We start from the raw sequence: 26,787 nt of genomic DNA, 5'->3' as shown, positions 1-26,787 counted from the left end.
GCGCCACCGGCAGCGCACCGGGTAGGTCCTGCCGACCTCGCTCGCCTGTCCACCGTGGGTATCCGTGCCCGCAAGGTGCGCGCTGCGCTGTCCTGTCTCGGCATCGCGATCGGCGTCGCTGCGATCGCGGCAGTGCTCGGGTTGTCGGCGTCCTCGCAAGCGGGACTGCTGAACGAGATCAGCCAGCTCGGCACCAACCTGCTGACTGTCGCGAACGGCCAAACCCTCAGCGGAGGAGCCGCGGAGCTTCCGCTCGCGGCCCCGGGCATGATCGCCCGAATCGGCCCGGTTACTGCTGTGGATGACACGGGGCTGGTCACGGGCGCCAATGCCTATCGCAGTCGGTTGATCCCCGCGATCAACAGCAATGGTCTTGCGGTGCAGGCGACCAGCCTGACTCTTCCTCGAACGGTCGGCACCTCCGTCGCACAGGGGCGGTTTCTCAATACGGCCAGCGCCCGCGAGCCGGTCGTCGTACTTGGAGCGGGCGCCGCCGGCCTGCTCGGCATCGACCGGATCTATCCGGGAGAGCGGATCTTCCTCACCCAGGCTCAAAGTCAGGCGACTCCACTGACCGCCGTCGGCGGCCAATGGTTCTACCTCGTAGGTATCCTTCGCCCGGCCGTACTCGCCAGCGAAATCGACACGTCGGTCCTCATCGGCTATCCCGCCGCGCGCAGATACTTCGGCTTCGACGGCCACCCGTCGCAGATCTACCTGCGGGCGCGCTCCGATCAGGTCGATGCGGTCCACGCTTTGCTCGCCGCTACCGCCAACCCCGAATACCCCAACGAGGTCACTGTGAGTCAACCCTCCGACGCCCTCGTTGCCCAAGCCGACGCGAACGGCGCCCTGAACAGCGAGTTCCTCGGTCTCGGAGCCGTGTCGCTGCTCGTCGGAGCCATCGGCGTCGGAAACGTGATGCTCATCGGCGTCCTTGAACGCCGATCCGAGATCGGGCTACGCCGCGCGCTCGGCGCAACCAAAGGGCACATCCGCATCCAGTTCCTCGCCGAGGCCATGCTCCTTTCACTGGTGGGCGGCGCAGTCGGAGTTGCGCTCGGCGTTGCCGGAACCGCCGTGTATGCCCGTAGCCAGCACTGGGTGACCGTCATCCCCACCCTTGCTTGGGCGGGCGGACTGGGCGCCGCCTTGTTGATCGGCGGCATCGCCGGTCTGCTGCCTGCTGTACGCGCAGCACGGATGGCGCCGACGAAGGCGCTCTGGAGTATGTAAAGGGTTGTCGCTGCGCGAACCAGACCAGTTGCTATCAGCCCAGGAGGTCCTTGGTGAACCAATGCGTGGCATGCAAGTTGTCGTTGTACCTCGGCACCTGCGCCCATCCGCACCTCTGGTAGAGCGACACGGCGGCGGTGAGCGACTCGTTGGTATCGAGCTTTCCCTGGCGGGCGCCGAGGTCGCGGGCCGCTTGCTCGATCGCGGCGAGCAGCCGGCGCCCCATTCCGCGACCACGGATCTCCGGCGCGAGCCACATGCGCTTCACCTCGGCGGTGTCGGCGTCGAGCAGCCGGACCGCGCAACAACCGAGCGCCCGGCCGTCGGAGTCTCGTACGACGAGGAACCGGCCGGTCGGCGGGTTGAAGTCCTCGGGATGGTTCGGGTCGCGCTCGTCGGGCTGATGCCCGAAGCCGGCGTTGATCTCCGCCAGGTAGGCCTGTATCAGCGTGATCGCTTCGTCAGAAGCGCCGTCAGCGGGCTCGATGACGTAATCGCCGTCGACCGTCATTGGGCGTGCAGCGCGGCGTTGAGGCCGCCCCATGAGCCGGCTCGCGGCCGTGCCTCGAGCGCTCCCGTCACGCTGTTGCGCCAGAACAACATGCCGCTCACACCGGCCAGCTGCCGGGCCGCGACGACTTCGCCGTCCGGGAGGGTCAGCTTCGCGCCCGCGGTGATGTAGCAACCGGCTTCCACGACGCAGTCGTCGCCGAGCGGAATCCCGATCCCGGAGTTCGCGCCGAGCAGGCAGCGCTCGCCGAGCGAGACGACGACCTGCCCGCCGCCCGACAGCGTGCCGATGATCGATGCGCCGCCGCCGACGTCGGTGCCGTCGCCCACCGTGACGCCGGACGCGATCCGGCCTTCGACCATCGACGTACCGAGGGTGCCGGCGTTGAAGTTGACGAAGCCCTCGTGCATGACCGTCGTACCGGAGGCGAGGTGGGCGCCGAGCCGGACCCGGTCCGCGTCTGCGATGCGTACGCCGGACGGGACGACGTAGTCGGTCATCCGCGGGAACTTGTCGACCCCGTAGACCTCGAGACGCACCTCGGCGGCACGTGCACGCATCCGGACCTCATCGGCGTCCGTGGCGGCGACCGGCCCGAGCGAGGTCCAGGCGACGTTGGTCAGCAGCCCGAAGATGCCGTCGAGGTTGGCTTCGCGCGGGCGGATCAACCGGTGCGAAAGCAGATGCAGTCGCAGATACGCGTCGGCGGCGTCGGCAGGGGGGTCGGCGAGCGTGGCGATCCGGGTCTCGACCGGCTCGACCTTGACCCGCCGCAGCTCGTCGACCGCCGGCCGCAGCTCGAGCTCGGGCTGGTCCGGCTCGGATCCCAGGGTCGGCCGGGGAAACCAGGCGTCGAGGATCTGACCAGCGCCGTCGTACGTCGCCAGCCCCACCCCGGCGGCGGGCTCGTCGCGGAACGCCACGCAGTCAGCCTACGGTGGGGTGGTGATCGACCTCACCATGCCAGGGGACGTCCTCACTGCGTCCCTCGTCGATGTGCCGTCGCCGTCGGGCGGTGAGACCCGGCTCGCGGACGAGGTCGAGGCCGCGCTTCGAGCGCAGTCGCACCTCAGCGTCGAGCGCGACGGCGACGCGATCATGGCGCGCACGTCGGTCGGCGCCTCCCAGCGGGTCGTGATCGCCGGCCACCTCGACACCGTGCCGGTCGCCGACAACGTGCCGAGCCGCCGCGAGGGCGACCGGCTCTACGGCTGCGGCACGTCGGACATGAAGGCCGGTGTCGCGGTCATGCTCCGGCTCGCGGCGACGGTCGCGGAGCCCCGCCATGACGTCACCTGGTTGTTCTACGACAACGAGGAGACCGATGCGGCGCACAACGGCCTCGGCCGCGTGCTCCGCAACGAACCGAGCTGGCTCGAAGCAGACCTCGCGGTGCTCATGGAACCGACCGCGAACCGGGTCGAAGCAGGTTGCCAGGGCACCCTTCGGGTCCTCGTGGTCTGCACCGGGCGGCGCGCGCACTCGGCCCGGTCCTGGCTCGGCGAGAACGCGATCCATGCGGCCGGCGAGGTGCTCAACCGGTTGGCGGCGTATGACGCCCGACAGGTGACGATCGACGGCTGCGACTACCGCGAGGGCCTCAACGCCGTACGGATCGAGGGTGGCGTGTCCGGCAATGTCGTGCCGGACCGCTGCACGATCGCGGTCAACCACCGGTTCGCGCCGGACCGCACCGAGGAGGAGGCGCTCGCGCACGTCCAGGACCTGCTCGCGCCGTTCGAGTGCGTGCTGACCGACTCTGCACCGGCCGCGCCGCCGCGGCTCGGCGAGCCGGCGGCGGCGGACTTCCTTGCGGCGATCGGTGGCGAGCCGCAGGCGAAGCTCGGCTGGACCGATGTCGCGCGGTTCGCCTCGCTCGGCATCCCGGCGGTCAACTTCGGTCCCGGTGACCCGAACCTTGCGCATACCCGTGAGGAGTACGTCGACGTACCGCTGATCGCCGAGTGCGAGCGCATGCTGAGGGCCTACCTGAGCCGTTAGCCCGCTGCGGGCGGCCCAGTCGCGGCCGGCCGAGCGGGTAGCCTCCGCGCGTGGACTTCAAAGACCCGGACCGCATGCCGGAGAAGCAGCGCGGCCCGATTGTGTTCCGCCGCCAGCAGGTGCAGACCTCGACGACGGACCAGCGGCTGCTCGACACCCGGGGTCCCTCGGACTGGGTGCACACCGATCCCTGGCGGGTGCTGCGGATCCAGGCGGAGTTCGTCGAGGGTTTCGGCTTGCTCGCCGAGGCGCCTCGCGCGGTGTGCGTCTTCGGCTCGTCACGGACCGTGCCCGGCGCGCCGGAGTACGTCGCGGGAGAGCAGCTCGGTGGCGCGCTCGCTCGCGACGGCTGGGCGGTCATTACCGGTGGCGGGCCGGGCGTCATGGAAGCGGTCAACAAGGGCTGTACCGAGGCCGGCGGGGTCTCGATCGGGCTCGGCATCGAGCTCCCCTTCGAGCAGCGCCTGAACGACTGGGTCGACGTCGGGGTCAACTTTCGCTACTTCTTCGTGCGCAAGACGATGTTCGTGAAGTACTCGCAGGCGTTCGTCGTACTGCCCGGCGGGTTCGGCACAATGGATGAGCTGTTCGAGGCGCTCACGCTGGTCCAGACCGGCAAGATCACATCGTTCCCGGTGATCCTGTACGGCCGCCGATACTGGACCGGCCTGCTGGACTGGCTGCGGAGCTCGATGCTCGAGCAGGGCAAGATCTCGGTCCCGGACCTGGACCTGATCCGGGTCAGCGACGACGTCGACGAGGTCGTCGAGATCATCCGGGAGAGCCAGGCCGGCCGCCCCGCGGACGTCTGACACGTATGGCCCATCCGTGCACAGGGCCGCGACCCGCATGACCCACAGCTGTCGTTAGGGCGACACGCATGGCCCATCGGTGTCGAGGCGCGGAGCACTCATGGGCCATGCGTTCCCTCCACCTGGGCTCGTTGTGAGAGGTTGCCGCTCGTGACGTTGCCTTCGGCATTCGACCTGACCGGCCGGGTGGCGGTCGTCACCGGCGCGGGCAGCGCAGAGGGGATCGGGTTCGCGGCCTGCCGGGAGCTGGCTGCGCTCGGCGCCGCGATCGTGGTGGCCGCGACGACCGACCGCGTGCATGACCGGGCGGCCGAGCTGGGCGAGTCCGGAGTCGAGGCGATCGGCGTGGCCGGCGATCTGACCGATCCGGTCGCCGCGACCGACCTGCTGGCCGCCGCCGAGCAGCGCTGGGGTCGCGTCGACATCGTCGTGAACAACGCGGGGATGGTCTCGGTCCGCGACCCGGACTTCCGGGGTGGCAGCGCGCAGGCGTTGTCGTACGCCGACTGGCGGGCCTCGCTCACCCGCAACCTGGACACCGCGTTCCTCGTCTCGAAGGCAGCGCTGCCCGGAATGATCGGCCGTGGCTGGGGACGGATCGTGATGGTCAGCAGCGTCACCGGCCCCGTCATGGCCATGCGGGACGACGTGGCGTACGCCGCATCGAAGGCCGGCATGCTCGGCCTGTGCCGGGCGATCGCCACGGATGTCGCCGACCGCGGCATCACGGTGAACTCGGTCGCGCCGGGGTGGATCGCCACCGCGTCACAGACCGCGGATGAGGCACGGGAGGGCGAAGTGACCCCGGTCGGGCGCAGCGGCCGACCGGATGAGGTTGCGTCGGTGATTGCGTGGCTCTGCACGCCGGGTGCGTCGTACGTGACCGGGCAGTCGGTCACGGTCGACGGCGGCAACTCGATCCTGGAGACCCGGCTGGCGCACTGATCGGCCGGAGTCGGCGCGGGTTTGTCGGCCGGGCGTGCCACGATGCACAGGTGGGCCTCATCGTCCTGGTGCTGCTCGGCATCATCATCTTGATCGGCGTCGCACTCGCGCTGACGCTGAATGACCGCGGGCTCAGCGAGGAGACGGTCGATCACGGCGACCTCGGCCTGCCCGACCGGCGGCTGACTGCCGACGACATCGCCGGCCTGCGGTTCCGCACCAGCGCCCGGGGTTACCGCATGGAGGACGTCGACAACGCCCTCGAGCGGATCGCGGAGTCGATGCGGGCGATGCCGAGCGCCGAGGAGCGATGAGCCGCACGAGCGGCGCAGTGCCCGGCGAGGACGGCAAGCTGCGCTGCCCGTGGGCACTGTCTACCGCCGACTACGTGACGTATCACGACGAGGAGTGGGGCCGGCCGCTCAGCAGCGATGACGCGATGTTCGAGCGACTCACGCTCGAGGCGTTCCAGTCGGGGCTGTCGTGGCTCATTGTCATGCGCAAGCGCCCGGGGTTCCGGGCGGCCTTCGCGAACTTCTCCATCCCCGACGTCGCCGAGTTCGACGAGCGCGACGTGGAGCGCTTGCTGGGAGATGCGGGGATCGTGCGCAACCGGCTGAAGATCGAGGCAGCAATCGCCAACGCTCGCGCGGCCCGCGACCTCGAAGGCGGCCTGCTTGCGTTCGTCACGGGATACGCGCCGGCCACACCGGCCCCCGCGCCCAAAACGCTCACCGACCTGCAGGCGTCGTCGGAGGAGTCGGTGGCACTCGCAAAGGCGTTGAAGCGCAACGGTTTTCGCTTTGTCGGGCCAACCACGCTCTACGCGCTCATGCAGGCAACCGGGCTGGTCAACGACCACCTTGCGGAGTGCTGGCTGCGCTGATCGCGACTGCAGGCGTGGCAGCGCGACCAGGCAGCCTCCGGTCGAGCCACGCGGCGCCGGCAGCAAGGCCAAGGAACAGTGCGGCGACGATCACGCTGTTCACCGCCACGCGAAGGTAGCCGTGGGTGGTCGCGTCAAGGAACGGATACGGATAGAAGCCCACGACCGCGCCGCGGATGAGAGTCGCGACCAGCCAGAGCACGGGGTAGCCGACGCTCAACCCGACCACGCGACCGTCGATCGCACCGCGCGGCCCGGCGTACAGCCAGCCGACCACGGCCAGGACGGGCGAGACGGTGTGCAGCAGCAGGTCGGCCACCTTGGCAGTTCCATGCAGGTCGTGCAGCCCCGCGAGCGCGATGTGAAAGACGACCCCGGTGACGATCATGCTGAGCACGGCAGAAAGTCGCAGGGCAGAAAAGATCGGCGTACAGCGATGGGGGTCCGCGACCAGGACTGCGTTCGTGACGGCAAGCAGCAGGTTCGACAGGATCGTGAAGAAGCAGAAGATGTTCGCGATCCGCTCGCCTTTGCTGCTGAAGAACCCGCCGGTCGAGGTCGCGGTCGCGTGGATCTGGAGAACGATGCCTGCGATTACCACGAGCGCGGTGACGGCGGCGAGCAGCCGCGCCCACCCGTCTCGACGCACGTCAGCGCCCGTTGAAGCTCACGGGTTGTTTCGCCAAGAAGGCAGCGACTGCGTTCGCGTGGTCCTCGGTGCGCCCGCAGCTGCCCTGCTGCTCGGCCTCGCGGGCCAAGCTCTCAGTCAGGGGGTGCGTCGCGGCAAAGCGCACGGTGTCCTTGATCGCCGCGTAGGCGCGAGTGGGCCCGGAAGCAAGCTTGGCCGCAAGCTCGCCCACCACGGACTCGAGACTCGCCCCCGGGACGACCGCGCTGACCAGGCCCATCTCGAGCGCCTGCGCCGCCGGGACGGGCTCGGCGAGCATCAGCATGGCCGTGGCGCGGCCCGCGCCGATCAGGCGCTGCAGCGTCCAGGAGGCGCCGGTGTCCGGGCCGAGCCCGACGTTGGCGAACGCCATGAGAAACGACGCGTTATCAGCCGCGATCCGCAGGTCGCAGGCGAACGCGAGCGAGGCGCCGGCCCCGGCGGCCACCCCGTTGACCGCCGCGATGACCGGCTTGGGCAGGCCCGCGATCGCCTCCGTGATCGGGTTGAAGTGCTCGACGACGGTGCTGAGCTCGGAGTCGCCCGATGCGAGCGCCGCGGCATGTTCCTTGAGGTCCTGCCCGACGCAGAACGCGCGCCCGCTGCCGGTGAGCACGACCGCTCGGACCGCATCGTCGGAATGCGCTCTGGCCAGCGCCTCGATCAGCCCGACCTTCATCGTCACGGTGAGCGAGTTGAGCGACTCCGGGCGGTCCAGCGTGATCCGGGCGGTCCCGTCGGCCACCGCGTAGCCGATGCCGTCACTCATTGCGTCCTCCGTCCCTCGGGCTCGAGGCTGGCGTCGATGAAGCGGACGGCGGCCGGGAGCAGCCGAGTCGCCTGGTCGTCGAAGTATTGCGCGGCGTTCCTGCCGACCCAGTCCGGTGGCAGCAGCTGATCGGGCAGCCGAGGGTCGGTGAACAGGAACTTGCGCCACTCGTGCACGAGCTCGGTGCGGGCCGCGAAGGCAGCCTCGTCGCCGCCGGCCGGGTCGACTCCGGCGACGATCCGCTCGGCGAGGTCGAGCCAGCTCCGGTACGCCGCTGCGAGCGTGTCCAGGTCCCAGACCCGCGCGACCAGCGCCTCGGTGTCGCCGTCGTGGGTCGCGGTGAACCGGGCGGCCTCGACCCGCTCGGTCGCCAGCAGGCCGTCGAGCTCGCTGGACGGCCGCGGCGCGAGCCACGTGGTGTCGTCGAGCGTGCCGTAGCCGAGGTAGCGCAGCCCGACCCGCAACCGGTCGCGGCGTGAGCGGTCGCGGACCCGATCGACGACGAGCAGATGCCAGCAGCCGTCCCAGGGCTGCTCGCGGGTCCGGTAGATCCGGGCGCCCGCCTCGTCCAGCCGGCTGACCGCCCGCTCGGTGAGCGCGTAGCCCGGCCCGGCCGCCGTCCGCACGCCGGTGAGCCAGCCCTGCCGGACCATGCGGGAGACCGCGGTACGCACCGCGGGCGGGGCGATTCCGAGCGCGCCGAGACAGCGCACCAGCGCCGCCACGGGCGCCTGGCCGCCCCGCGCGGCGAGGTGGTCGCCGTACAGGTCGAACAGCGCGGATCTCGCGTTCACGAAGGCAGTCTGCCCCGCCGGATCGCGCGCAGGGGGTTCGGTCCGCGATAATGGGGCGAAGCAGCAAATTCAGACGAACGAAGGAGCACGCGGATGGCTGCCATGAAGCCGCGGACGGGCGATGGTCCGCTCGAGGTGACCAAGGAAGGACGTGGCATCGTCATGCGCGTACCGCTCGAGGGCGGTGGCCGGCTCGTGGTCGAGCTGACCCCGGCCGAGGCGACCAACCTCGGTGATGCCCTCAAGAGTGCTGTTGGCTGACCCGCTGGGCGCCTCGTCCATGATCGCCGTCGCAGCGGCCCGCGGGCCGCTCGCCGGGAGCGCTGCGACGCTCGCGGTGGCGGTCGCGGGGCGTTCGGGCGGGGCGTACCGGCTCGGTCGGGGCGCGGCGGAGCTCCGCGCGCTCGGAATCGACGCCGTGGCGGCGCTCAAGGCGGAGAAGGCGACCGGCAGGGCCGGAGAGGTCACGGTCATCCCGGTCCGTCGGGACGGCCTCGACCTGGTCCTGCTGGCCGGTATCGGCGACGGTTCGCCGGCCGCACTGCGCAAGGCCGCCGCGGCCGTGGCCCGGCGGGCCAAGGATTCGAAGTCGCTCGCCACGACCATCGTCGACGGCGACGACGAGCCGGCCGTGCGGGCCGTGGCGGAGGCGTTGGCGCTCGCCACCTACCGGTACTCGGTCAACGGTGCGAAGCCGCCGGCGTTGAAGCGCGCGAAACTGGTCGTCGACGACCCGGGCGGCCTTCGTCCCGCACTGGCCCGGGCTGCGGCGGTCACCCTGGCGGTCCGCCGCGCGCGCGACCTTGCGAACGCACCCTCGCTCGGCAAGTCACCGCAGTGGCTGGCCGAGCAGGCCCGGGAGCTCGGCGAGGCGGCCGGCCTCACGGTCGCGGTCCGTGATGCAGCGCAACTGGCGGCAGAGGGCTTCGGTGGCGTGCTCGCGGTCGGCGCCGGCTCGTCCCGCCCGCCGTACTTCGTCGAGCTGGCCTACCAGCCGGCCGGAGCCGACCGGCACGTCGTGCTCGTGGGCAAGGGGATCACCTTCGACTCCGGCGGCTTGTCGCTCAAGCGGACCGACGCGATCGCCGGCATGAAGACCGACATGGCCGGTGCCGGCGCGGTGATCGCGACCATGGCCGCGTTGCCCGCGCTCGAGATCGGCGTCGCGGTGACCGGGCTGGTCCCGCTCGCCGAGAACATGCCGAGCGGCAGCGCGACCCGGCCAGGGGACGTGGTCCGCCACTACGGCGGGCGCACCGACGAGGTGCTCAACACCGACGCCGAGGGCCGGGTCGTCCTCGCCGACGCGCTCGCCTACGCGGCGGCCAACCTCGCGCCGGATGCGATCGTCGACATCGCCACGCTGACCGGCGCGGCGCGGATCGGGCTCGGGAGCCGGCACGGCGCGCTCTACTCGACCAGCGACGGGCTGCGTGACGAGCTGCTCGCGGCCGCGGGGTCGGCCGGCGAGCGGTTGTGGGCGATGCCGCTCGTTGACGACTACCGCGACGGTCTGGACTCCTCGATCGCGGACCTGCGCAACACCGGTGACCCCGAGCGGGAGTACAGCGGCGGCTCGATCATGGCCGCGCTGTTCCTCCGGGAGTTCGCCGGCGGCGTGCCATGGGCGCATCTCGATGTCGCCGGACCCGCGCGGGCCGAGGCGGACGAGGACGAGGTCACCAAGGGCGCGACCGGTTTCGGCGTACGCACCTTCCTGCGTTGGCTCGAATCCTGAGACACTGAGACACTGAGGCCGTGGCGCAGCGGCGCGTGCTCGGAATGGTCCTTGCCGGCGGCGAGGGCAAGCGGCTCTGGCCGTTGACCGCGGACCGCGCCAAGCCCGCCGTCCCGTTCGGCGGCATCTACCGGTTGATCGACTTCGTGCTCTCCAACCTGGTCAACTCCGAGCTCGGCCGGATCGTGGTGCTGACCCAGTACAAGTCGCACTCGCTGAACCGCCACATCTCGATCAACTGGCGGATGTCGTCGCTGATGGGCGACTACGTCACGCCGGTGCCGGCGCAGCAGCGGCTGGGCCCGAAGTGGTTCGCCGGCTCGGCGGATGCCATCTACCAGTCGCTCAACCTGATCTACGACGAGAACCCGTCGTACGTCGTCGTCTTCGGCGCGGACCACGTCTACCGGATGGATGCCCGGCAGATGATCGAGCAGCACATCGCCTCGGGGGCGGGCGTTACGGTCGCCGCCCTGCCGATGCCGCGCGAGCAGTCCGCCTCACTCGGCGTCATCCGCGCGGACGACGGTCTGCGGATCGATGAGTTCCTCGAGAAGCCGCAAGACCCGCCGGGCATGCCCGGGGACCCCGACCACGTGCTCGCCTCGATGGGCAACTACGTCTTCACGACCGAGGCGCTGCTCGATGCGGTCCGGCAGGACGCGCACAACGAGGACTCGAACCACGACCTCGGTGGTGACGTGATCCCCGCGCTCGTCGGCAAGGGCGCCGCGCAGGTCTATGACTTCACCACCAACCACGTGCCAGGCGCGACCGAGCGCGATGCCGGTTACTGGCGCGACGTGGGGAGCATCGACACCTACCACGACGCGCACATGGATCTGGTGTCGACCAAGCCGGTGTTCGACCTCTACAACAGCCAGTGGCCGATCCTGTCGACCAGCCCGTCGCTGCCCCCGGCGAAGTTCGTGCACGGGGCGCCCGACCGCACCGGCATCGCGATCGAGTCGCTGGTGTCGCCCGGGTGCATCGTCTCTGGCGGGACGGTGCGCCGATCGGTGCTGTCGCCGGGGGTGAAGATCCACTCGCGATCGGAGATCGACGAGTGCGTGCTGATGCACGGCGTCGACGTTGGCCGGGGCGCGGTGCTCCGCCGGGCCATCATCGACAAAGGAGTGTTCGTGCCACCGGGTGCTCAGATCGGTGTCGACCACGACGCCGACCGGGCGCGCGGTTTCCTGGTCAGCGCCGAGGGTGTCGTCGTACTCGGAAAGGGCCAGGTCGTCCCGACCGAGTGATCAGCCGCGCATCACGGCGACGAGCAAGCCGTCGCCGCTCGGCAGCAGCACCGGCACCAGGCGTTCGTCGTCACGAACCCGCTTCAGCAGCTCGCGCATCGCGAGGGTGCCCTCGTCGCGGCTGGAGGGATCCGCCACGTGGCCGTGCCAGAGCGCGTTGTCGAACGCCACGACGCCGCCCGGGCGGAGCAGGCGCAGCGCCTCGGTGAGGTACGCCGGGTACTCGGTCTTCAAGGCGTCGATGAAGACCAGGTCGTAGGCCGCATCGGACAGGCGCGGCAGCACCTCGAGCGCGGGACCGCTGATCAGCCGGACTCGCGATGAGGGGAAGCCGGCGTTCTCGTAGGTCTGGCGGGCCACCGCCTGGTGCTCCGCCTTCAGGTCGATCGAGGTGAGCACGCCGTCCTCGGCCATGCCGCGCAGCAGCCAGGTGCCGGACACTCCTGCACCGGTGCCGACCTCCACCACTGCGCGAGCGTTGATGCTCGCCGCCAGGAAGCGCAGGACGGCCCCTCCGCCGGACCCGATCGGCACCGCGCCCAGCTCTTCCCCGCGTGGGCGGGCGCCGGTGAGGCTCTCGTCCTCGGCCAGCCAGGTTTCGGTGTAGCGGCGGTTGGCGAGACTGATTTCGGCCTCACTGCGTTCGGTCACGACGGCCAGCGTAGTGACATCGCGACACCTGACGGACAATGGTGGACATGACCGAGCCGGACCCCTGGGCGCCGCTGCCTCCGCCGCCCGATCCGGCGCAACCGCCGGCCGCCGGCTGGTGGTCACCCGTGCCGGGCGCGGTCTCGGGGCCGCCGCCGCGCCCGCCCCGACGGCACGCCCATGGGACGGTGCCGTGGCCGGCGGTCCTGCTGACCGGGTTGGTCTGCGCCGTACTCGGCGGATCGATCGGCGGACTCATCGTGCACAACGCCGACAAGAACAGCCTGGTCGGTTCGGTGACGATCGGGTCGGTGCGCGGCGGGGACGTCTCGGACCGCTCGCCGCGGTCGGTGGCGGCGATCGCCGCGAAGATCCTGCCCAGCGTCGTGTCGATCGATGTCAAGACCAGCGGTGGCGGCGACTCCGGCTCCGGCATCGTGCTCAGCCGCTCGGGCTACATCCTCACCAACAACCATGTGATCGCGGCCGTGAAGAGCAGCCACGGCACGCTCACCGTGGTCCTGCCGAACAAGACGACGGTGCCCGCGAAGATCGTGGGACATCCCGACCCCGTCGATGACATCGCGGTGATCAAGATCGGCAAGTCGTCGTCGCTCCGACCGGCGACGCTCGGCGACTCCGACAACATCGTCGTCGGAGATCCGGTGATCGCGGTGGGTTCGCCGTTGGGCCTGGCCGGGACGGTCACCAGCGGAATCATCAGCGCCTTGAACCGGCCCGTGGAGGCCGGCGGCGAGCAAGGCGTGCCGGAGGACGTCATCGACGCGATCCAGACCGATGCGGCGATCAACCCCGGCAACTCCGGTGGCCCGCTGGTCGACTCGGCCGGGGCGGTCATCGGGATCAACTCGGCGATCGCCTCCCTGTCCTCCGACTCGATCACCGGCCAGCAGTCCGGCAGCATCGGCCTCGGCTTCGCCATCCCGATCAACGAGGCGAAGCGGATCGCCGGCCAGATCATCACGCGCGGCTACTCGACGCACGCGATCATCGGCGTCAACCTCGACCCGAGCTACTCCGGCTCGGGCGCGAAGATCAGTACGCCGCCCGGCGGCGGCCCTGCGGTCAGTGCGGGCAGCCCCGCGGCGAAGGCCGGAATGCAGGCGGGCGACGTGATCATCGCGGTCAACGGCGAGCGCGTGACGACGGCCGATGAGCTGATCGTCGCGATCCGCGCCCACGTGCCGGGCCAGCGGGTGAGCCTGACCTTCGACCGCGGCTCGCAGCGAAGGACGGTCAGCCTCGTCCTCGGATCGGCCAAGAGCGAGTGACGGTTGCGACGTACGCTGGGTGAATGATCGGCAACCTTGGCTGGGAGGAGATCCTCCTTCTCGCCGTGATCGGGCTGATCATCTTCGGGCCGGACCGGTTGCCCAACGCGATCAAGGACGCGACCCGGATGCTCCGCGAGCTGCGCAAGATGGCGCGTGGTGCGGCGAACGACCTCAAGGCCGAGCTCGGCCCGGAGATGGCCGACCTCGACCTGCGATCACTGCATCCACGGCGGCTGGTCGAGGACGCTTTGTTCGGAGACGACGAGGAGCCGGCGACGGCGGCCGCAAGCCCAGCCAGGGTCGCGCTCGCGGCCAACGAGACGCCGCCGTACGACACCGACGCGACCTGACCGTACCTGCCGCCGCTCCTGCCCCACCATGGCGAGCTAAGGGCCATAGAGCACCCTCAACCCGCCATGGCGAACGGGCCGTCCACAGGTTCGGAGCCGTGGGTGAGCGGTCGACTCAGACCGGGGTGAGCGAGAGCGAGCGGCCGGCCAGCCCGCGGCTGCGGGCCCGCAGTTTGTCGGCGATGGAGCTGAGCGCGACCGAGGCATCCGCGGCCGGATCGGCGGTCACGATGGGCTGGCCCGTGTCGCCTCCCTCGCGCATCCGCGGGTCGATGGGGATCGAGCCGAGAAGAGGTACGTCGGCACCGAGCCGGCGGCTCAGGCTTTCGGCAACCGCGACGCCGCCGCCGACGCCGAACACGTCGATGAGCTCGCCGCAGTGCGGGCACGGCAGTCCGGCCATGTTCTCGATGACGCCGGCCACCCGTTGCTTGGTGAGCTCGGCGATCGATCCCGCTCGCTCCGCAACTTCGCGCGCGGCGAGCTGCGGAGTGGTGATCACGATCAGCTCCGCGCTCGGTAGCAGCTGAGCCGTCGAGATCGCGATGTCGCCGGTGCCGGGTGGCAGGTCGAGCAGCAGGACGTCGAGGTCACCCCAGTAGACGTCGGCCAGCAGCTGCTCCAGCGCTTTGTGCAGCATCGGTCCGCGGAAGGCGATCGCGCGGTTGTCCGCGACGAACAGGCCGGCAGAGACGACCTTCACGCCGTACGCCTCTGACGGCACGATCATCCCGTCGACCACGGACGGGGGAACGGTCACGCCGAGCATCCGGGGCATCGAGTGGCCGTAGATGTCCGCGTCGACGACACCGACCGTCATACCGGCGTTCGCCAGGGCGACCGCCAGGTTGACCGTGGTCGAGGACTTGCCGACACCGCCCTTGCCGCTGGCGATGGCGTAGACCCGGGTCAGCGATCCCGGCTGCTCGAACGAAATCTGCCGAGCCGGCCGGCCGCCTTGAAGCGTGGTGCGAAGGGCGGCCTTCTGCTCGTCGGTCATGACGTCGAGCGCGACCCGGACGCTGGTGACGCCGTCGAGGGCACCGACTGCGGCGGTGACGTCGGCGGTGATCCGGTCGCGCAGTGGGCAGCCCGGCGTGGTGAGCAGCACCTTGACATCCACCGTGCCGTCGTCGGAGATCGCGACGTCGTCGACCATCCCCAGCTCGGTGATCGGCCGGTGGATCTCCGGGTCCTTGACCGTCGCGAGGGCGGCGGTGACCGCCTCGACGGTCGGCAGTGCGGCACTCATGACGACGTCAAGCGTACGTGGCGCTGGCGCTGCCGCCTCCCGTAGCGCCCGCTGCGCTCGTCCACTGACACGTCGCTTACGCTGCGGGATGGAGTCACCGTGACCCAGTTCCCTGCTTCCACCCTCGCGCTGCTGCAGTGCTCGCGGTGCGCCGCCCAGGTCGAGCCGGACGTCGTTCAGCACCTCTGTCCGCAGTGCTCGTCGCCGCTGCTGGCGCGCTATGACCTCGACCGCGCTCGCGCGACCCTGACCGTCGACGCACTGGCCGGCCGCTCGGCCACGTTGTGGCGGTGGGCGGAGCTGTTGCCGGTCCGTGACCCGGCCCACCGGCTGGGCTTCGGCGAGGGCATGACTCCATTGCACGCTGCGGAACGGCTGGGACCCCAGCTCGGCGTGCCAGGTCTGCTCATCAAGGACGACGGCATGCTTCCGACCGCGACCTTCAAAGCGCGTGGCGCAGCGATCGGCGTCGCCCGTGCCGCGGAGCTCGGCGTGCGGCGGATGATGATGCCAACCAACGGAAACGCGGGCGCCGCGTGGGCGACGTACGCCGCCCTGCACCGGCTCGAGCTCGGCGTGGTCATGCCGGTCGATGCACCATTGATCACGCGAACCGAGTGCGCGGCGGCGGGAGCCGCCGTCGCCCTGGTCGAGGGGCTGATCAGCGACGCGGGTGCGATCGTCGGTCGAGCGATTGCGGCAGACCCCGATGTGTACGACGCCTCCACGCTGAAGGAGCCGTACCGCATCGAGGGCAAGAAGACGATCGGGCTGGAGTTCGCCGAGCAGCTGGGTTGGCGGCTGCCGGACGTCGTCGTCTACCCGACCGGTGGCGGCGTCGGGCTGATCGGCATCCACAAGGCGCTGGGCGAGCTCGGTGAGCTCGGGCTGATCCGTGGTGCGCTTCCACGGATGGTGGCCGCGCAGGCGACCGGGTGCGCGCCGGTTGTCCGCGCGTTCGAAGCGGGCGACGACCATTGCGAGGCCTGGGTCGGGGCGCACACGACGGCGTTCGGCATCAATGTGCCGAAACCGCTGGGCGACCGGCTGGTCCTGCAGGCCATCCGGGAGACCGGCGGCACCGCGGTCGCCGTCGACGACGACGCGGCGGCGCGCGCGCAGCTGCAGTGCGCGCGCGGGCAGGGATTGTTCGTCTGCCCAGAAACCGGCGTCGCTCTCGCAGCGGTCGCTCGCCTTCGGGAGTCGGGCTGGATCCGGGAGGACGAAACAGTTCTCGTGATCAGTACCGGAAGCGGCATCAAGTATCCGGACAGCGTCGCGGCGCTCGACTATCCGACGTTGGCTCCCACGGATGACTGGCCGGGGCGCCACTAGGCTGCCGTAGCCAGCGCTGCACCTCACGCGCGCTTCGGTGGCCTCCGGTGGCAGCTCCCGCCGGCCGCCATAAGGTGGGACCCGTCTTTCGACCGACCGACAGGGAGGATGCCGATGCGCTCCCGGCTTTTGCTCCGAGTCGCTGCCGCAGGTGCGTGCGCGACCCTCGTTATCGCGCCGGCCACCGCGCTCGCCGCCGGTTCGACCACCGCACAGACGCCGGTGCTCGGCGTCCACCACTCGTTCGGGCCGGACAGCAAGGGCTGGGGGACCGCGCGTCCCAAGACCCTGTTCAACGGTGGCGATCCGTCCGGGGACATCACGCATATCCACTGGACGAGCTGGGGCGGCAAGACGGCGCACGGCCGGGGCAAGAACTCGGTCGTTAAGCCGGCCGGTGGGTACTACCACAAGCAGGTCACCATCCGGTTGCGCGCGACCGACCTCGGTACGTGCAAGTCCTCCGGTAAGCGGGCGTATCGGCACCTGTGGTTCAAAGAGCCGTCAAAGCCGGGCGGTCCGTTCGGTCATTGGCACATCTGGACCGCCTACCACAAGAATCTCTGCAAGCGGATGCACTAGTTCTCGTTCGCGGCGAGCTCGCCCGCTTCGGGTGCGAGCTCGTCGAGCAGGTGTTGCAGCTCGCTTCGCAGGAAGTCGCGAGTCGCGACCTCGCCCAGAGCCACTCGGATCGATGCGATCTCGCGCGCGAGATACTCGGTGTCCGCCACGGTCCGCTCGTTCAGCGCGCGGTCTTGCTCGTACTGCACTCGGTCCCGGTCGGCCTGCCGGTTCTGGGCCAGCAGGATTAGCGGCGCGGCGTACGACGCCTGGAGCGAGAGCAACAGGGTCAGCAGCGTGAACTTGTTGTGGTAGCTGTCGAACTGCCACGGCGCCTTCGTGACGACGATGTTGTAGATGATCCAGATCGCAATGAACAGCGTCATGTAGCCGATGAAGCGCCAGGTGCCGAGGAAGCGTGCGACCCGTTCCGACAACCGTCCCATCGACTCGGGGTTGTAACGCGGGAGCCCGATCGTGCGCCGGGCGCTGAGCGGCTGGTCGAGCCGCGGCGTCCGCCGGCTCTCACGGCGCGCCATCGTGCACACCCACTTCATTGGTCGGCCGCTCGCGCCAGTCCGGTGGCAGGAGGTGGTCGAGGACGTCGTCGACGGTGACCGCGCCGAGCAGGTGGTCGACATCGTCGACGACCGGGACGGCGACCAGGTTGTACGTCGCGAGGTGCGCGGTGACCTCGGGCAGCGGGCAGTCCGGAGGGAGCGGGTCGATCTGCGTGTCGACCACCCCGGAGACCAGCGCGGACGGCGGCTCGCGCAGCAGGCGCTGGATGTGGACGATCCCGACGTACTTGCCGGTGGGCGTCTCGGTCGGCGGCCGGCAGACATAGACCTGCGCGGCAAGGGCCGGCGAGATGTCGGGATCGCGGACCCGGGCGAGTGCCTCCGCGACGGTCGCATCCGGCGAGAGGATCACCGGCTCGCTGGTCATCATGCCGCCGGCGGTGTTCTCCGAGTAGGTGAGCAGGCGGCGAACCGGCCCGGCTTCGCCGGGTTCCATCAACCCGAGCAGCCGCTCCGCTTCGTCCGGCGGGAGCTCACCGAGCAGGTCCGCGGCGTCGTCGGGAGCCATGGCCTCGAGCACGTCCGCCGCTCGCTCGCCGGCGAGCATCGCGAGGATCTCGACCTGGTCGTCCTCCGGCAGCTCTTCCAGGACGTCGGCCAGCCGTTCGTCGTCGAGCGCGGCGACGACCTCGCCCCGGCGCTTGTCCGACAGCTCGTGCAGGACGTGCGCGAGGTCGGGCGCCCGGAGCTGGTCGAGGGCCGCGAGCAGGTTGGTGGCGCCCTGCTCGGCGTCCACCTGGCCGAACCCACTCACCTCTTCCCACGGCACCACGGTCAGCTGGTTGCGACGTCGTCGGAAGCCGCCGCTCGGGCGAACCGCCACCCGGGTGAGGAACCAGTCCCGGGTCCGGCTCTGCTCCATGGCGACGTCGGTCACGGTGACCTGGGTGCCGTCCTCGACCAAAGTGACCTTGCGGTCGAGCAGCTCGGTGATGACCAGCGTCTCCTCGGCCCGGCGTTCGAACCGGCGCAGGTTGATCCGGCCGCGGACGATGACCGCGTCGGCATCGATGCTCGTCACGAGGCCGATCGGCACGAAGATCCGTCGACGCGGCTGGACCTCGACGACGATGCCGAGTACGCGCGGCGGCTGGTTGCCCGTGCGCATCATGACGACGACGTCGCGAATCCGACCGACCTGGTCGGCATTGGGATCGAGAACGGTGAGGCCGGCCAGCCGGGCGAGGAAGATCCGCATGGTCGTGCCGGTGGCCATGATCCGCAGGTTACCGCTGGATGCGCTCCGGATCGGGGAGCCTGGCGCGGGCGCGCACGAGCATTCTTCGTGCCATTGCTCAGGTCTTGGCGGGGTCGGATGAGCGTCCGAATAGGGTGCACCAATGACGGTGCTGGACATGTTTCGGCTCGACGGCAAGGTCGCCGTAGTGACTGGTGCGTCGTCGGGACTCGGCGTCGCGTTCGCTCAGGCGCTCGCGGAGGCCGGTGCGGACCTCGTGCTCGGCGCGAGACGGGTCGACAAGCTCGAAGCGACGCGAGCTGCGGTCGAGTCGATCGGCCGGCGAGCGATCGCCGTCGCGACCGACGTCGCGAAGCCGGAGGACTGCGAGCGACTGGTTGCCGCTGCCGTCGAGGAGTTCGGCGCGGTCGACATCCTGGTCAACAACGCTGGGGTCGGCACCGCCGTACCTGCGACCAGGGAGACGCCGGAGCAGTTCCGCGCGGTGATCGACGTGAATCTCAACGGGTGCTACTGGATGGCCCAGGCGTTCGCGAGGGCAGCCGCCGGCAGCGGCACGATCGTGAACATCAGCAGTGTCATCGGGATCACGACCGGCGGCTTGCCTCAAGCCGCGTACACCGCGTCGAAGGCCGGCCTCATCGGTCTCACCCGCGACCTCGCGCAGCAGTGGACCGTGCGCAAGGGGATTCGCGTGAACGGCATTGCGCCCGGCTTCTTCGCCACCGAGATGACCGACCAGTACGACCCCAGCTATCTCGCGCTCATGCGCCCGCGGGTCATCAGCGGCCGGCTCGGTGACGCCGCCGAGCTCGCGGCGACGTTGGTGTGGCTGGTCTCCGATGCGGCCGGCTACGTCACCGGCCAGACCATCGTCGTCGACGGAGGCGTGGCGATTACATGAACGAGTACCGGAGCGAAGCGAAGGTGGCTCGCTCCAATGAAGACGGCGTCTCGGCATCGGTGCGACCCGAAGGGGAGCATCGATGAGCGGGTTAGGACCGCTTGCTTATCGGCTGGTGGACGTGTTCACGGAGCATCCGTTCGCCGGCAACCCGCTGGCGGTCGTACTCGACGCCGACGAGCTGACAACGACACAGATGCAGAAGATCGCGCTCGAGTTCAACCTCTCGGAGACCGTGTTCCCGGTCGAGGCGACGACGCCGGAGGCCAACTACCGGTTGCGGATCTTCACGCCCGGGACCGAGCTGCCGTTCGCCGGCCATCCTTCGGTCGGGGCTGCCTGGGTCATGCGTTCGGTCGGTCGCATCGTCGACGGCGCGATCGTCCAGGAGTGCGGCGCGGGACTGTTGCCGCTGGTGATCGACGGCGATGCGGTCACATTGACCGGCGGCAGTCCTCATCTCGGCGAGATCGTCGATCCGGCTCAGGCGCTCGCCGGTGTGGGGCTGTCCGAGCAGGACCTGGTCGGTGACCCGATGAGGCTCTGCGGTGTCGGCATCGACTTCGCTTACCTACACGTCAGGCCAGAAGCATTGGCGCGAACGGCACCCAACTACGGCGCGATGCGGTCGCTTCCCGGCGCGACCGGTGTCTTCGTGTTCTCAGCCACGACTGCGCTGATCCGGGCGCGGATGTTCGCGATCGGTGTCGGTGAGGATCCGGCGACCGGATCGGCTGCGCTCGGGCTCGGCGTGTGGTTGGCCTCCTGCGGCCGAGTCGCCGCGGACGGTGTCACGGCGTACCTCGTCGAGCAAGGAGTTGAGATGCACCGGCCGTCGCGGCTGTCCTGCGAGGTTCGGTGCAGTGGTGGCGTCGCCGTCGAGTGCAGGGTGACCGGCTCCGTCGTACCGGTTGGGGAAGGTCACATCCGCCGACCGTGAGTCACCGGATCCTCGTGGTGCGGCCGGTTTCTCGGCGTGTCGCGGGCAAAGCGGTGGTGCCGGGGACGATCAGCGGTACTCAGGGGGCATGAGCGACCACGACCCCCTCGAGCGGATCGAGCATCTCGTGCGGAGCAGCACCCGGCGGCTGGACCTGACCGGATTCCGCAGCTTCATCCTGCGCGGCAACGTCGTCGATCTCGCGGTCGGCATCGTGATCGGTACGGCGTTCACCGCGATCGTGAAGTCGTTGGTCAACGACTTCATCACCCCATTGGTCGGGATCCCGCTCGGTCATGCCAGCGACTTCTCGACCCGCTACTGGCAGGTAGGTGGGTCGAAGTTCCTCTACGGCGACTTCCTCAACTCGATGGTGTCATTCGTGTTGATCGGCATTGTCGTCTACTACTTCGTCGTGCGGCCGATGACTCATCTGCTGACCCGGTTCAAGTCCTCGACCGGCACGGAGAGCGAGACGAAGATCTGCCCCGAGTGCCGCAGCTCGATTCCGTACGACGCGACCAGGTGCGCCTTCTGCACCGTCGTCCTTCCACCGGCGCCGGCCGGCTCAGAGGACTCGCATCCGGTGTAGCTCGACGAGCAGCCCGGGGGAGAGCGTCATGGTCTCGATCTCGTCGGGCGTACACCAGCGCGCGTCACTGGCGTCGTCACCGGCGAGCAGTTCGCCCCCTACCGCCGTCGCCGCGTAGTCGTGCACCAGGTAGCTGGTCGCGACCTCGACAGTGGCCAGTAGCTCGCCGATCTCGACCACCAGGCCGGTCTCCTCGCGGACCTCGCGGGCGGCGGCCGCGTCGTACGCCTCGCCCGGGTCGACCCGCCCTCCAGGGAGCGACCAGGTGCCGAGCGCGGGCTCGACGCCACGGCGGATCATCAGGATTCGGCCGTCCGGGTCCGTGACCACCGCGCCGGCGCACACGATCCTTCCGGTCTGCGGGTCGATGACGTTGGCACCCTCCATTCGCGGCAGCCTACGTAGGCCCGCGGCTGCCCGGGTCGTACGGATGACCGACCGCGGCGGGATGTGACGCCGCTGGCCTATTGACGCGAGCCGCGCCGCGGCTCAGCGTTGGGTAGTGCTGCCACTCGAGGGCTGGTCCGAGATCGGCCCGTGTCGGCCGCCTTACGGCCGCCGCCGGACCGGGTCCGAGCGGGAGCCGTAGTGCATCAGGACCCGGCGTGCCCTCGGTGCGGCAACGAGCTGCGTCCACCGGGGCTGTGGTCGAGTGCCTGGGAATGCCCTCGCCACGGCTCCGTGCACCCGTACAAGGTCCTCACCCACATCGGGACCGATGCGATCGCGCACGTCGTGGGGCAGGCCGTCGTCCCGGTCTGGCTTCCGCAGCCGCTGCTGCGCGGCTGGGTCTGCAGCGGGATCGCCTACGCGGGCGATGACCGCACCGGTGCGCGCGCCACCGTGATGTGCCTTACCGGCCCGAGCCCGATCGGGGGCGCCGCCGAGCTGATGTTCGTCGCCGAGGAACCGGGGGTCGGCCTGGGTGCGCGACACGCGGGACACGCCGAGCCCGACCCGGGCCAGAGCTTCGGCTTCGGGCCGCCCGACGCGAAGATCAACGCCGCCGCGCACCCGACCGCGCTGTGGAGCTTGCCGTCGAGTCCGGACCGCGCCACGTTCGTCGGCGAGGCCAAGGGCCAGTGGTTGTGGGCCGTGGTGTGGCCCGCCGCCGCGGGCATGGTGATGTACGACGGCTTCCAGCTCGTGGACGTCCGGGACCATGGACTCGACCCCGACCTGGAGTTCGGGTCGCTCTCGCCGAGGCTGTCGGAGCGCCCGATTCCCTAGCATTACTCGGCGTGCACCACGTCGCGTTCCACACCCGGCTGTTCACCGAGGTCTTCGTGACCTTGCTCGTGATCATGGACCCGATCGGTACGGTGCCGCTGTTCCTCGCGCTGACCAGCGGGCGCTCACGCAAGGTGCGCAACCGCCAGGCCTGGCAGGCCGTGCTCGTCGCGATCTCGGTGATCGCGGCGTTCGCGTTGTTCGGTCAGCAGATCCTGCGCTACCTGGATATCTCGGTGGCGGCCCTGCAGGGTGCAGGTGGCCTGCTGCTCATCCTGGTCGCCCTCGAGCTGCTCACCGGACGTCAGACCCGTGACAGCGAGGTGCCGGACGTCAACGTCGCCCTGGTCCCGCTGGGTACGCCGTTGCTCGCCGGGCCCGGCGCCATCGTCGCCACCATCGTGTTCGTCCGGCGCGCACACGGGTTCGATGATGCGCTTGCCATCACCTGCGGGATCCTCGCGGTCCACATCGTGCTGTATCTGTCGCTGCGGTTCTCCGGCGTCATCCTGCGGGTGATCCGCGACGGCGGAGTGTCGCTGATCACGCGAATCTCGGGCTTGCTGCTGTCGGCGATCGCGGTCCAGCTCGTCGCCGACTCGGCAATCGCATTCGCCCGCAGCGCCTGAGGCCGTCCACACCCGGCGGGTGGCCGTGCAAACCTGTCGGTGCCCACCAGCAGACTGACCCCATGACGGAGCCGCAGGCCGCGCTCGAGCTCGAACTGCCGCGCCGGCTGTTCGTCTGTACGCCGTCCAAGCTCGCTGCCTGGCTGGACTGCCCGCGCAGGTTCCGGTTCAGCTACGTCGACCGGCCGCCACCGCCGACCGGGCGACCGTGGGCGCACAACAGCGTCGGCGCCGCGGTGCACGTGGCGCTTGCCGGCTGGTGGGGGCTGCCGGTCGGGGAGCGCGTTCCCGCCGCTGCGGCAGCGCTGCTTCGCGAGCGGTGGGCGCCGCAGGGATTCCGGGACGCCGATCAGGCCGACGAATGGCGGGAGCGTGCGGCCGACATGGTCGAGCGCTACACCGCCGGGGTCGACCCGCACGCCGAGCCGCTCGGAGTCGAACGCACGGTCGCCTTCAAGACCGACCGGGTGGCGGTCTCCGGACGGATCGACCGGCTCGATCGCCGTGGGGACGAGCTGGTCGTCGTCGACTACAAGACCGGCCGGCACATTCTCACGACCGACGACGCGAGGGGCTCGCTCGCGCTTGCGTTGTACGCCGCGGCAGCCGAGCGCACCATGCGCCGTACCTGTCGCACCGTCGAGCTCCATCACCTGCCGACCGGCGACATCGTCCGGTGGGAGCACACCGAGCAGACGCTGGCTCGCCAGCTCGGCCGGGCCGAGGAGATCGCGACCGAGGCAGCCGCCGCGATCGACGCGGCTGCAACCGACGGGCTGGATGCCGCGTTTCCTGCCCGGCCGGGAGCGCTCTGTGGGTGGTGCGACTTTCTCGACAGCTGTCCCGAGGGTCAGGCGGCGACGCCGAAGCGGCTCCAGCCTTGGGCCGGGCTCGCGAGCGACATCAGCTCATCCGTCGACGATGTCGTCGAGTGACCGGGAGTCGAGGCGCGCCCAGAAGGTTTCCAGCACGTCCGCGATGGCCTTGGGGGTGTCGACGGCCGGTGAGTGGCCGGCGCCGCTGAGGATCGCGTGCTCGGCATCGAGCCGTTGCGCCATCTCGGTCTGTTCCTGCGGGGTCCATGCGTCGTCGGCCTCGCCGTGCGCGACGAGAACCGGCACGTTGGTGGCCCGCAGCTCCTCGACCCGGTCCGACTCGGTGGTCACCGCGATGCCCATGCCGAGCAGCGCCGCGTCGGGTGAGGCAAGGAACCGTCGGCGCAGGAATGCCCGCACGTCCGCCGAGATGCCGGCGCGGTTGGGGTCGGAGGCGGATAGCGCTTCCGAGGCCTCCCACACCGCCGCGACGCCGCCCTCGGCGAGCAGCGGCTGCATGAGCTCGATCAGCTGGCCGCGGGTGCCGCCGAGCGCGGCCGGCCCCGAGCCGAGAAGGGTCAGTGATCGCGCCGGCGCGCCGCCGATGACCGCAGCGCGGCAGACCAGGCCCCCGAACGAGTGCGCGAGGACGTGGCTGGGCTCGGCGGCCAGCAGCGCCGTGATGTCCCGGGCGAGCGCGTCGATCGAGTACGCCGAGACGTCTTCGGGGCCGCCGGACTCATGCTGGCCGCGCAGATCGATCGCCACGGTCGGGTGACCCCTGCGGGCGAGCAGCGGCAGCAGGTGCAGGAAGTCCTCCTTGCTGCCCGTGTAGCCGGGCACCGCCAGCACCGGCGTGCGGCGCACGACCCCGTCGGGCGGGGTCGCGACCAGAGCGGCCAGCTCGCCGGACGCGGCGGTCACCCTGGTGGGCGCCAGCTCCGGCGAGAGATCGAGATGACGCGGAACGCTCATGAGCGGCCGGCGCGCGGGCGGAACACGGGCGGAAGGGTAGCCCGGCGGGTGATCTCTGCTCGGACGGTGGTCACCCGAGACTCGGCGGCACTAGCCTGAAAGCGCTCGGGCAGGCACCGGAGACGGGCAGGACTGTTGTGACGATCGCCCGCACGTACGCCGTCGCCAACCAGAAGGGTGGCGTCGCGAAGACGACCACGGTGGCTTCGCTCGCGTCCGCCCTGAGCGAGCTCGGCAAGCGGGTGCTGGTCGTCGACCTCGACCCGCAGGCCTGCCTGACCTTCTCCCTCGGGCTCGACCCGGACTCCCTCGACCTGTCGATCCACGACGTACTGCTCGGCCGGGTGTCTGCCCGGATGGTCGTCGTCTCGACGGCCGAAGGCCCCGACCTGCTGCCCGCGACGATCGAGCTGGCCGGGTGCGAGGCGATGCTGCTGACCAAGACCGGCAGGGAGTACGTGCTGCGGCACGCGCTCGACGAGGTGCGCGACCGCTACGACGTGATCCTCATCGACTGCGGACCCACCCTCGGGGTCCTGACCCTCAACGCGCTGACCGCGGCCGATGACGTCATCGTGCCGCTGCAGTGCGAGACCCTGTCGCACCGTGGTGTCGGCCAGCTGCTCGACACCGTGCACGACGTGCAGCGCCTGACCAACCCGCAGCTGCACGTTCTCGGCGTACTGCCGACGCTGTACGACGGGCGTACCAATCACACGCGCGCGGTTCTCGCCGACGTGGCGCTGCGGTACGGGCTCGATGTGCTGGACCCGCCGATTCCCCGTTCTATCCGCTTCGCCGAGGCGCCCGCGATCGGTCACTCGATCATGCGCACGGCTCGCCGTACCCCGGGGGCGGTCGCCTACCGGCTGCTGGCCGGCCGGTTGGTCGGGGCACCGGACGACCCCGAGGCGGTTGCCTTCCTGGCCGCGCATGCCGGCCATCGCCAGATCGACCTGACCGAGCCGGCCCGGGACCGGGCGTGAGCGAGCGACGATGAGCACCAACCCCGGCTTCGACCGACTCCGTCCCCGCACCGAGCGCTCGGTCCGGGTCAGCGCCGAGTTCCTGCCGGACGCGCAGGGCAAGCGCGCGCTGTTCTCCTCTTCCTCGGAGGCAGCGACACCGGCCGTCGGCTCGGTGCTGGTCGAGTGCAGCGGTTGCGAGTCGCGAACCGTGCTGGGGCTCAACCAGGCGTTGCGTAGCGCGATCCCGTCATTGCACTTCGGCTTCCGGGTCGGCCACGGTGACGCGGTGCGCCAGTTCAGCGTGTTCAAGCACGCCTACCCGACCTACCTGCGCTGTCCCGCCTGCGGGCGGATGAGCTGGGTGCGCCTGACCCTGCAGGTGTAGCGCCGGCGGGCCGGCTCAGAGAGCGGCGAGCAGGTCGTCCAGTGCGACGCTCGGCAGCACGATGTCGGTGAGCCCTTCGACGTCACCGCAGTCGACACAGCGGACGGTCAGCACCATCCAGGTGGCCGTGCCCTCTTCGTCGTGGATCCCGTACACCACCTCGGCGATCGACTGTCCGCACGACCGGCAGGACCACACGCCGGGATAGGTCCAGTGCTCGCCGGAGTCCAGGACGTCGTTGGCGTGGGCGCCGGCCAGGCAGCGCAGCCGGGCGACGCCGGCTTCGGCGTCGGCCTCGACGTAGAACCAGCTGGCGGGCTCGTCACCATGCACCGGATTGCGGCAGGCGGCGAACGCGGTCTGGGTCACTGCCGGGCAGTCCTCGAGGCCGCGGACCCACGTGGCGAGGTCCTCGACGTCCTCTGCGGAGTGCCGGTTTCCCACCGTTCGCATCACCACGGTCGGGTCCCTCCTCGGTCGTCCGTACCTACTCCCATCGGCCGACCGA

General features: G+C 70.2%; 33 protein-coding genes. 21 read left to right on the top strand and 12 right to left on the bottom strand.

Translation table 11 applies throughout. The features are described 5' to 3' along the window. Positions 1-54 precede the first annotated feature (54 nt). Complete coding sequence (locus tag VME70_00500) at positions 55-1,236, top strand: ABC transporter permease (GenBank protein ID HTW18674.1); 1,182 nt, start codon at positions 55-57, stop codon at positions 1,234-1,236. A gap of 34 nt (positions 1,237-1,270) precedes the next feature. On the opposite strand, the gene VME70_00495 is transcribed toward VME70_00500, so the two are convergent. Then, positions 1,271-1,747, bottom strand: coding sequence for a GNAT family N-acetyltransferase (locus tag VME70_00495; protein HTW18673.1), 477 nt, complete (start codon positions 1,745-1,747; stop codon positions 1,271-1,273). Further along, positions 1,744-2,670, bottom strand: coding sequence for a 2,3,4,5-tetrahydropyridine-2,6-dicarboxylate N-succinyltransferase (gene dapD, locus VME70_00490; protein ID HTW18672.1), 927 nt, complete (start codon positions 2,668-2,670; stop codon positions 1,744-1,746). The genes VME70_00495 and dapD overlap by 4 nt, the downstream gene beginning before the upstream one ends. Positions 2,671-2,707: 37 nt before the next feature. Here dapD and dapE point away from each other — a divergent pair, with 37 nt between their 5' ends. The 5 genes from dapE to VME70_00465 all read left to right on the top strand — a co-directional run bounded on the left by dapE (position 2,708) and on the right by VME70_00465 (position 6,391). Continuing rightward, positions 2,708-3,748, top strand: coding sequence for a succinyl-diaminopimelate desuccinylase (gene dapE / locus VME70_00485; GenBank protein HTW18671.1), 1,041 nt, complete (start codon positions 2,708-2,710; stop codon positions 3,746-3,748). A 74-nt stretch (positions 3,749-3,822) separates the two neighbouring features. Beyond that, on the top strand, positions 3,823-4,560 hold the full coding sequence (locus VME70_00480; GenBank protein ID HTW18670.1) for a TIGR00730 family Rossman fold protein: 738 nt from the start codon (positions 3,823-3,825) through the stop codon (positions 4,558-4,560). 150 nt (positions 4,561-4,710) lie between these two features. After that, positions 4,711-5,505, top strand: coding sequence for an SDR family NAD(P)-dependent oxidoreductase (locus VME70_00475; GenBank protein ID HTW18669.1), 795 nt, complete (start codon positions 4,711-4,713; stop codon positions 5,503-5,505). Between the two features lie 50 nt (positions 5,506-5,555). Continuing rightward, positions 5,556-5,819: a DivIVA domain-containing protein gene (locus VME70_00470; protein HTW18668.1), complete on the top strand. Its 264-nt coding sequence runs from the start codon at positions 5,556-5,558 to the stop codon at positions 5,817-5,819. Continuing rightward, positions 5,816-6,391 carry a DNA-3-methyladenine glycosylase I gene (locus VME70_00465; GenBank protein HTW18667.1) on the top strand — a complete coding sequence of 192 codons (576 nt, stop codon included), beginning with the start codon at positions 5,816-5,818 and terminating at the stop codon, positions 6,389-6,391. The genes VME70_00470 and VME70_00465 overlap by 4 nt, the downstream gene beginning before the upstream one ends. Here VME70_00465 and VME70_00460 read toward each other — a convergent pair. Genes VME70_00460 through VME70_00450 form a run of 3 tightly spaced genes read right to left on the bottom strand, consistent with a single transcriptional unit; the run spans position 6,357 to position 8,621 of the window. Next, complete coding sequence (locus VME70_00460; GenBank protein ID HTW18666.1) at positions 6,357-7,040, bottom strand: Pr6Pr family membrane protein; 684 nt, start codon at positions 7,038-7,040, stop codon at positions 6,357-6,359. The two genes, VME70_00465 and VME70_00460, sit on opposite strands and share 35 nt — an antisense overlap. Before the next feature lies 1 nt (position 7,041). Further along, positions 7,042-7,827, bottom strand: coding sequence for an enoyl-CoA hydratase-related protein (locus tag VME70_00455; GenBank protein ID HTW18665.1), 786 nt, complete (start codon positions 7,825-7,827; stop codon positions 7,042-7,044). Then, positions 7,824-8,621 carry a PaaX family transcriptional regulator C-terminal domain-containing protein gene (locus tag VME70_00450; protein ID HTW18664.1) on the bottom strand — a complete coding sequence of 266 codons (798 nt, stop codon included), beginning with the start codon at positions 8,619-8,621 and terminating at the stop codon, positions 7,824-7,826. The genes VME70_00455 and VME70_00450 overlap by 4 nt, the downstream gene beginning before the upstream one ends. 93 nt (positions 8,622-8,714) lie before the next feature. Between VME70_00450 and VME70_00445 the strand changes: the two genes are divergently transcribed. From VME70_00445 to glgC, 3 genes are read left to right on the top strand one after another with little or no spacing between them, the layout of a single operon-like run. After that, positions 8,715-8,882 carry a DUF3117 domain-containing protein gene (locus VME70_00445; protein HTW18663.1) on the top strand — a complete coding sequence of 56 codons (168 nt, stop codon included), beginning with the start codon at positions 8,715-8,717 and terminating at the stop codon, positions 8,880-8,882. Then, the gene (locus VME70_00440; GenBank protein HTW18662.1) at positions 8,875-10,359 is read left to right on the top strand and encodes a leucyl aminopeptidase; all 1,485 of its coding nucleotides are present in this window, start codon (positions 8,875-8,877) and stop codon (positions 10,357-10,359) included. The genes VME70_00445 and VME70_00440 overlap by 8 nt, the downstream gene beginning before the upstream one ends. Before the next feature lie 20 nt (positions 10,360-10,379). Continuing rightward, entirely contained in the window at positions 10,380-11,618 is a 1,239-nt protein-coding gene (gene glgC / locus VME70_00435) for a glucose-1-phosphate adenylyltransferase (GenBank protein ID HTW18661.1), read from the top strand. Here the strand turns inward: glgC and VME70_00430 are convergent, their stop codons facing one another. After that, positions 11,619-12,269: an O-methyltransferase gene (locus VME70_00430; GenBank protein HTW18660.1), complete on the bottom strand. Its 651-nt coding sequence runs from the start codon at positions 12,267-12,269 to the stop codon at positions 11,619-11,621. A 47-nt stretch (positions 12,270-12,316) separates the two neighbouring features. Here VME70_00430 and VME70_00425 point away from each other — a divergent pair, with 47 nt between their 5' ends. Both VME70_00425 and VME70_00420 read left to right on the top strand, forming a co-directional pair. Continuing rightward, positions 12,317-13,561, top strand: a complete 1,245-nt coding sequence (locus VME70_00425; protein ID HTW18659.1) for a trypsin-like peptidase domain-containing protein — start codon at positions 12,317-12,319, stop codon at positions 13,559-13,561. Positions 13,562-13,584: 23 nt separating this feature from the next. Further along, complete coding sequence (locus tag VME70_00420) at positions 13,585-13,914, top strand: sec-independent translocase (GenBank protein HTW18658.1); 330 nt, start codon at positions 13,585-13,587, stop codon at positions 13,912-13,914. A gap of 115 nt (positions 13,915-14,029) precedes the next feature. Here the strand turns inward: VME70_00420 and VME70_00415 are convergent, their stop codons facing one another. After that, on the bottom strand, positions 14,030-15,166 hold the full coding sequence (locus VME70_00415) for an Mrp/NBP35 family ATP-binding protein (protein ID HTW18657.1): 1,137 nt from the start codon (positions 15,164-15,166) through the stop codon (positions 14,030-14,032). Between the two features lie 99 nt (positions 15,167-15,265). On the opposite strand from VME70_00415, the gene VME70_00410 reads away from it, so the two are divergent. Both VME70_00410 and VME70_00405 read left to right on the top strand, forming a co-directional pair. Further along, a complete protein-coding gene (locus VME70_00410) occupies positions 15,266-16,501 on the top strand; it encodes a threonine synthase (GenBank protein HTW18656.1) in 1,236 nt (411 codons plus the stop codon). Positions 16,502-16,615: 114 nt separating this feature from the next. Then, positions 16,616-17,083, top strand: a complete 468-nt coding sequence (locus VME70_00405) for a hypothetical protein (GenBank protein HTW18655.1) — start codon at positions 16,616-16,618, stop codon at positions 17,081-17,083. Here the strand turns inward: VME70_00405 and VME70_00400 are convergent. Beyond that, positions 17,080-17,601: a DUF1003 domain-containing protein gene (locus VME70_00400; protein HTW18654.1), complete on the bottom strand. Its 522-nt coding sequence runs from the start codon at positions 17,599-17,601 to the stop codon at positions 17,080-17,082. The two genes, VME70_00405 and VME70_00400, sit on opposite strands and share 4 nt — an antisense overlap. Further along, positions 17,588-18,859, bottom strand: coding sequence for a CBS domain-containing protein (locus VME70_00395; GenBank protein HTW18653.1), 1,272 nt, complete (start codon positions 18,857-18,859; stop codon positions 17,588-17,590). Before VME70_00395 ends, VME70_00400 begins: the two co-directional genes overlap by 14 nt. A 124-nt stretch (positions 18,860-18,983) precedes the next feature. Here VME70_00395 and VME70_00390 point away from each other — a divergent pair, with 124 nt between their 5' ends. The 3 genes from VME70_00390 (at position 18,984) to mscL (ending at position 21,277) form a co-directional block, all read left to right on the top strand. After that, on the top strand, positions 18,984-19,745 hold the full coding sequence (locus VME70_00390) for an SDR family oxidoreductase (GenBank protein ID HTW18652.1): 762 nt from the start codon (positions 18,984-18,986) through the stop codon (positions 19,743-19,745). A gap of 82 nt (positions 19,746-19,827) precedes the next feature. Continuing rightward, on the top strand, positions 19,828-20,685 hold the full coding sequence (locus VME70_00385) for a PhzF family phenazine biosynthesis protein (protein HTW18651.1): 858 nt from the start codon (positions 19,828-19,830) through the stop codon (positions 20,683-20,685). An 88-nt stretch (positions 20,686-20,773) separates the two neighbouring features. Continuing rightward, a complete protein-coding gene (mscL, locus tag VME70_00380) occupies positions 20,774-21,277 on the top strand; it encodes a large conductance mechanosensitive channel protein MscL (protein ID HTW18650.1) in 504 nt (167 codons plus the stop codon). On the opposite strand, the gene VME70_00375 is transcribed toward mscL, so the two are convergent. Continuing rightward, a complete protein-coding gene (locus tag VME70_00375) occupies positions 21,254-21,664 on the bottom strand; it encodes an NUDIX hydrolase (GenBank protein ID HTW18649.1) in 411 nt (136 codons plus the stop codon). The genes mscL and VME70_00375 overlap by 24 nt on opposite strands. Positions 21,665-21,814: 150 nt before the next feature. On the opposite strand from VME70_00375, the gene VME70_00370 reads away from it, so the two are divergent. From VME70_00370 to VME70_00360, 3 genes are all read left to right on the top strand, one after another. Beyond that, on the top strand, positions 21,815-22,507 hold the full coding sequence (locus VME70_00370) for a DUF6758 family protein (protein HTW18648.1): 693 nt from the start codon (positions 21,815-21,817) through the stop codon (positions 22,505-22,507). 11 nt (positions 22,508-22,518) lie between these two features. Continuing rightward, positions 22,519-23,136, top strand: coding sequence for a MarC family protein (locus VME70_00365; GenBank protein HTW18647.1), 618 nt, complete (start codon positions 22,519-22,521; stop codon positions 23,134-23,136). A 62-nt stretch (positions 23,137-23,198) separates the two neighbouring features. After that, complete coding sequence (locus VME70_00360; GenBank protein HTW18646.1) at positions 23,199-24,071, top strand: PD-(D/E)XK nuclease family protein; 873 nt, start codon at positions 23,199-23,201, stop codon at positions 24,069-24,071. On the opposite strand, the gene VME70_00355 is transcribed toward VME70_00360, so the two are convergent. Continuing rightward, positions 24,045-24,926, bottom strand: a complete 882-nt coding sequence (locus VME70_00355) for an alpha/beta fold hydrolase (protein ID HTW18645.1) — start codon at positions 24,924-24,926, stop codon at positions 24,045-24,047. The genes VME70_00360 and VME70_00355 overlap by 27 nt on opposite strands. A gap of 143 nt (positions 24,927-25,069) precedes the next feature. Here VME70_00355 and VME70_00350 point away from each other — a divergent pair, with 143 nt between their 5' ends. Beyond that, positions 25,070-25,912, top strand: coding sequence for an AAA family ATPase (locus VME70_00350; GenBank protein HTW18644.1), 843 nt, complete (start codon positions 25,070-25,072; stop codon positions 25,910-25,912). Positions 25,913-25,922: 10 nt separating this feature from the next. Next, a complete protein-coding gene (locus tag VME70_00345; GenBank protein HTW18643.1) occupies positions 25,923-26,279 on the top strand; it encodes a hypothetical protein in 357 nt (118 codons plus the stop codon). Positions 26,280-26,294: 15 nt separating this feature from the next. Here the strand turns inward: VME70_00345 and VME70_00340 are convergent, their stop codons facing one another. Beyond that, the gene (locus VME70_00340; protein ID HTW18642.1) at positions 26,295-26,738 is read right to left on the bottom strand and encodes a hypothetical protein; all 444 of its coding nucleotides are present in this window, start codon (positions 26,736-26,738) and stop codon (positions 26,295-26,297) included. Between the last annotated feature and the right edge of the window lie 49 nt (positions 26,739-26,787).

It is taken from the genome of Mycobacteriales bacterium, assembly GCA_035504215.1.
Taxonomy (GTDB): Bacteria; Actinomycetota; Actinomycetes; order JAFAQI01; family JAFAQI01; genus DATAUK01.
The sequence above is the reverse complement of the archived record's forward strand: the minus strand, read 5'-3'. Positions and strand labels throughout refer to the sequence as shown.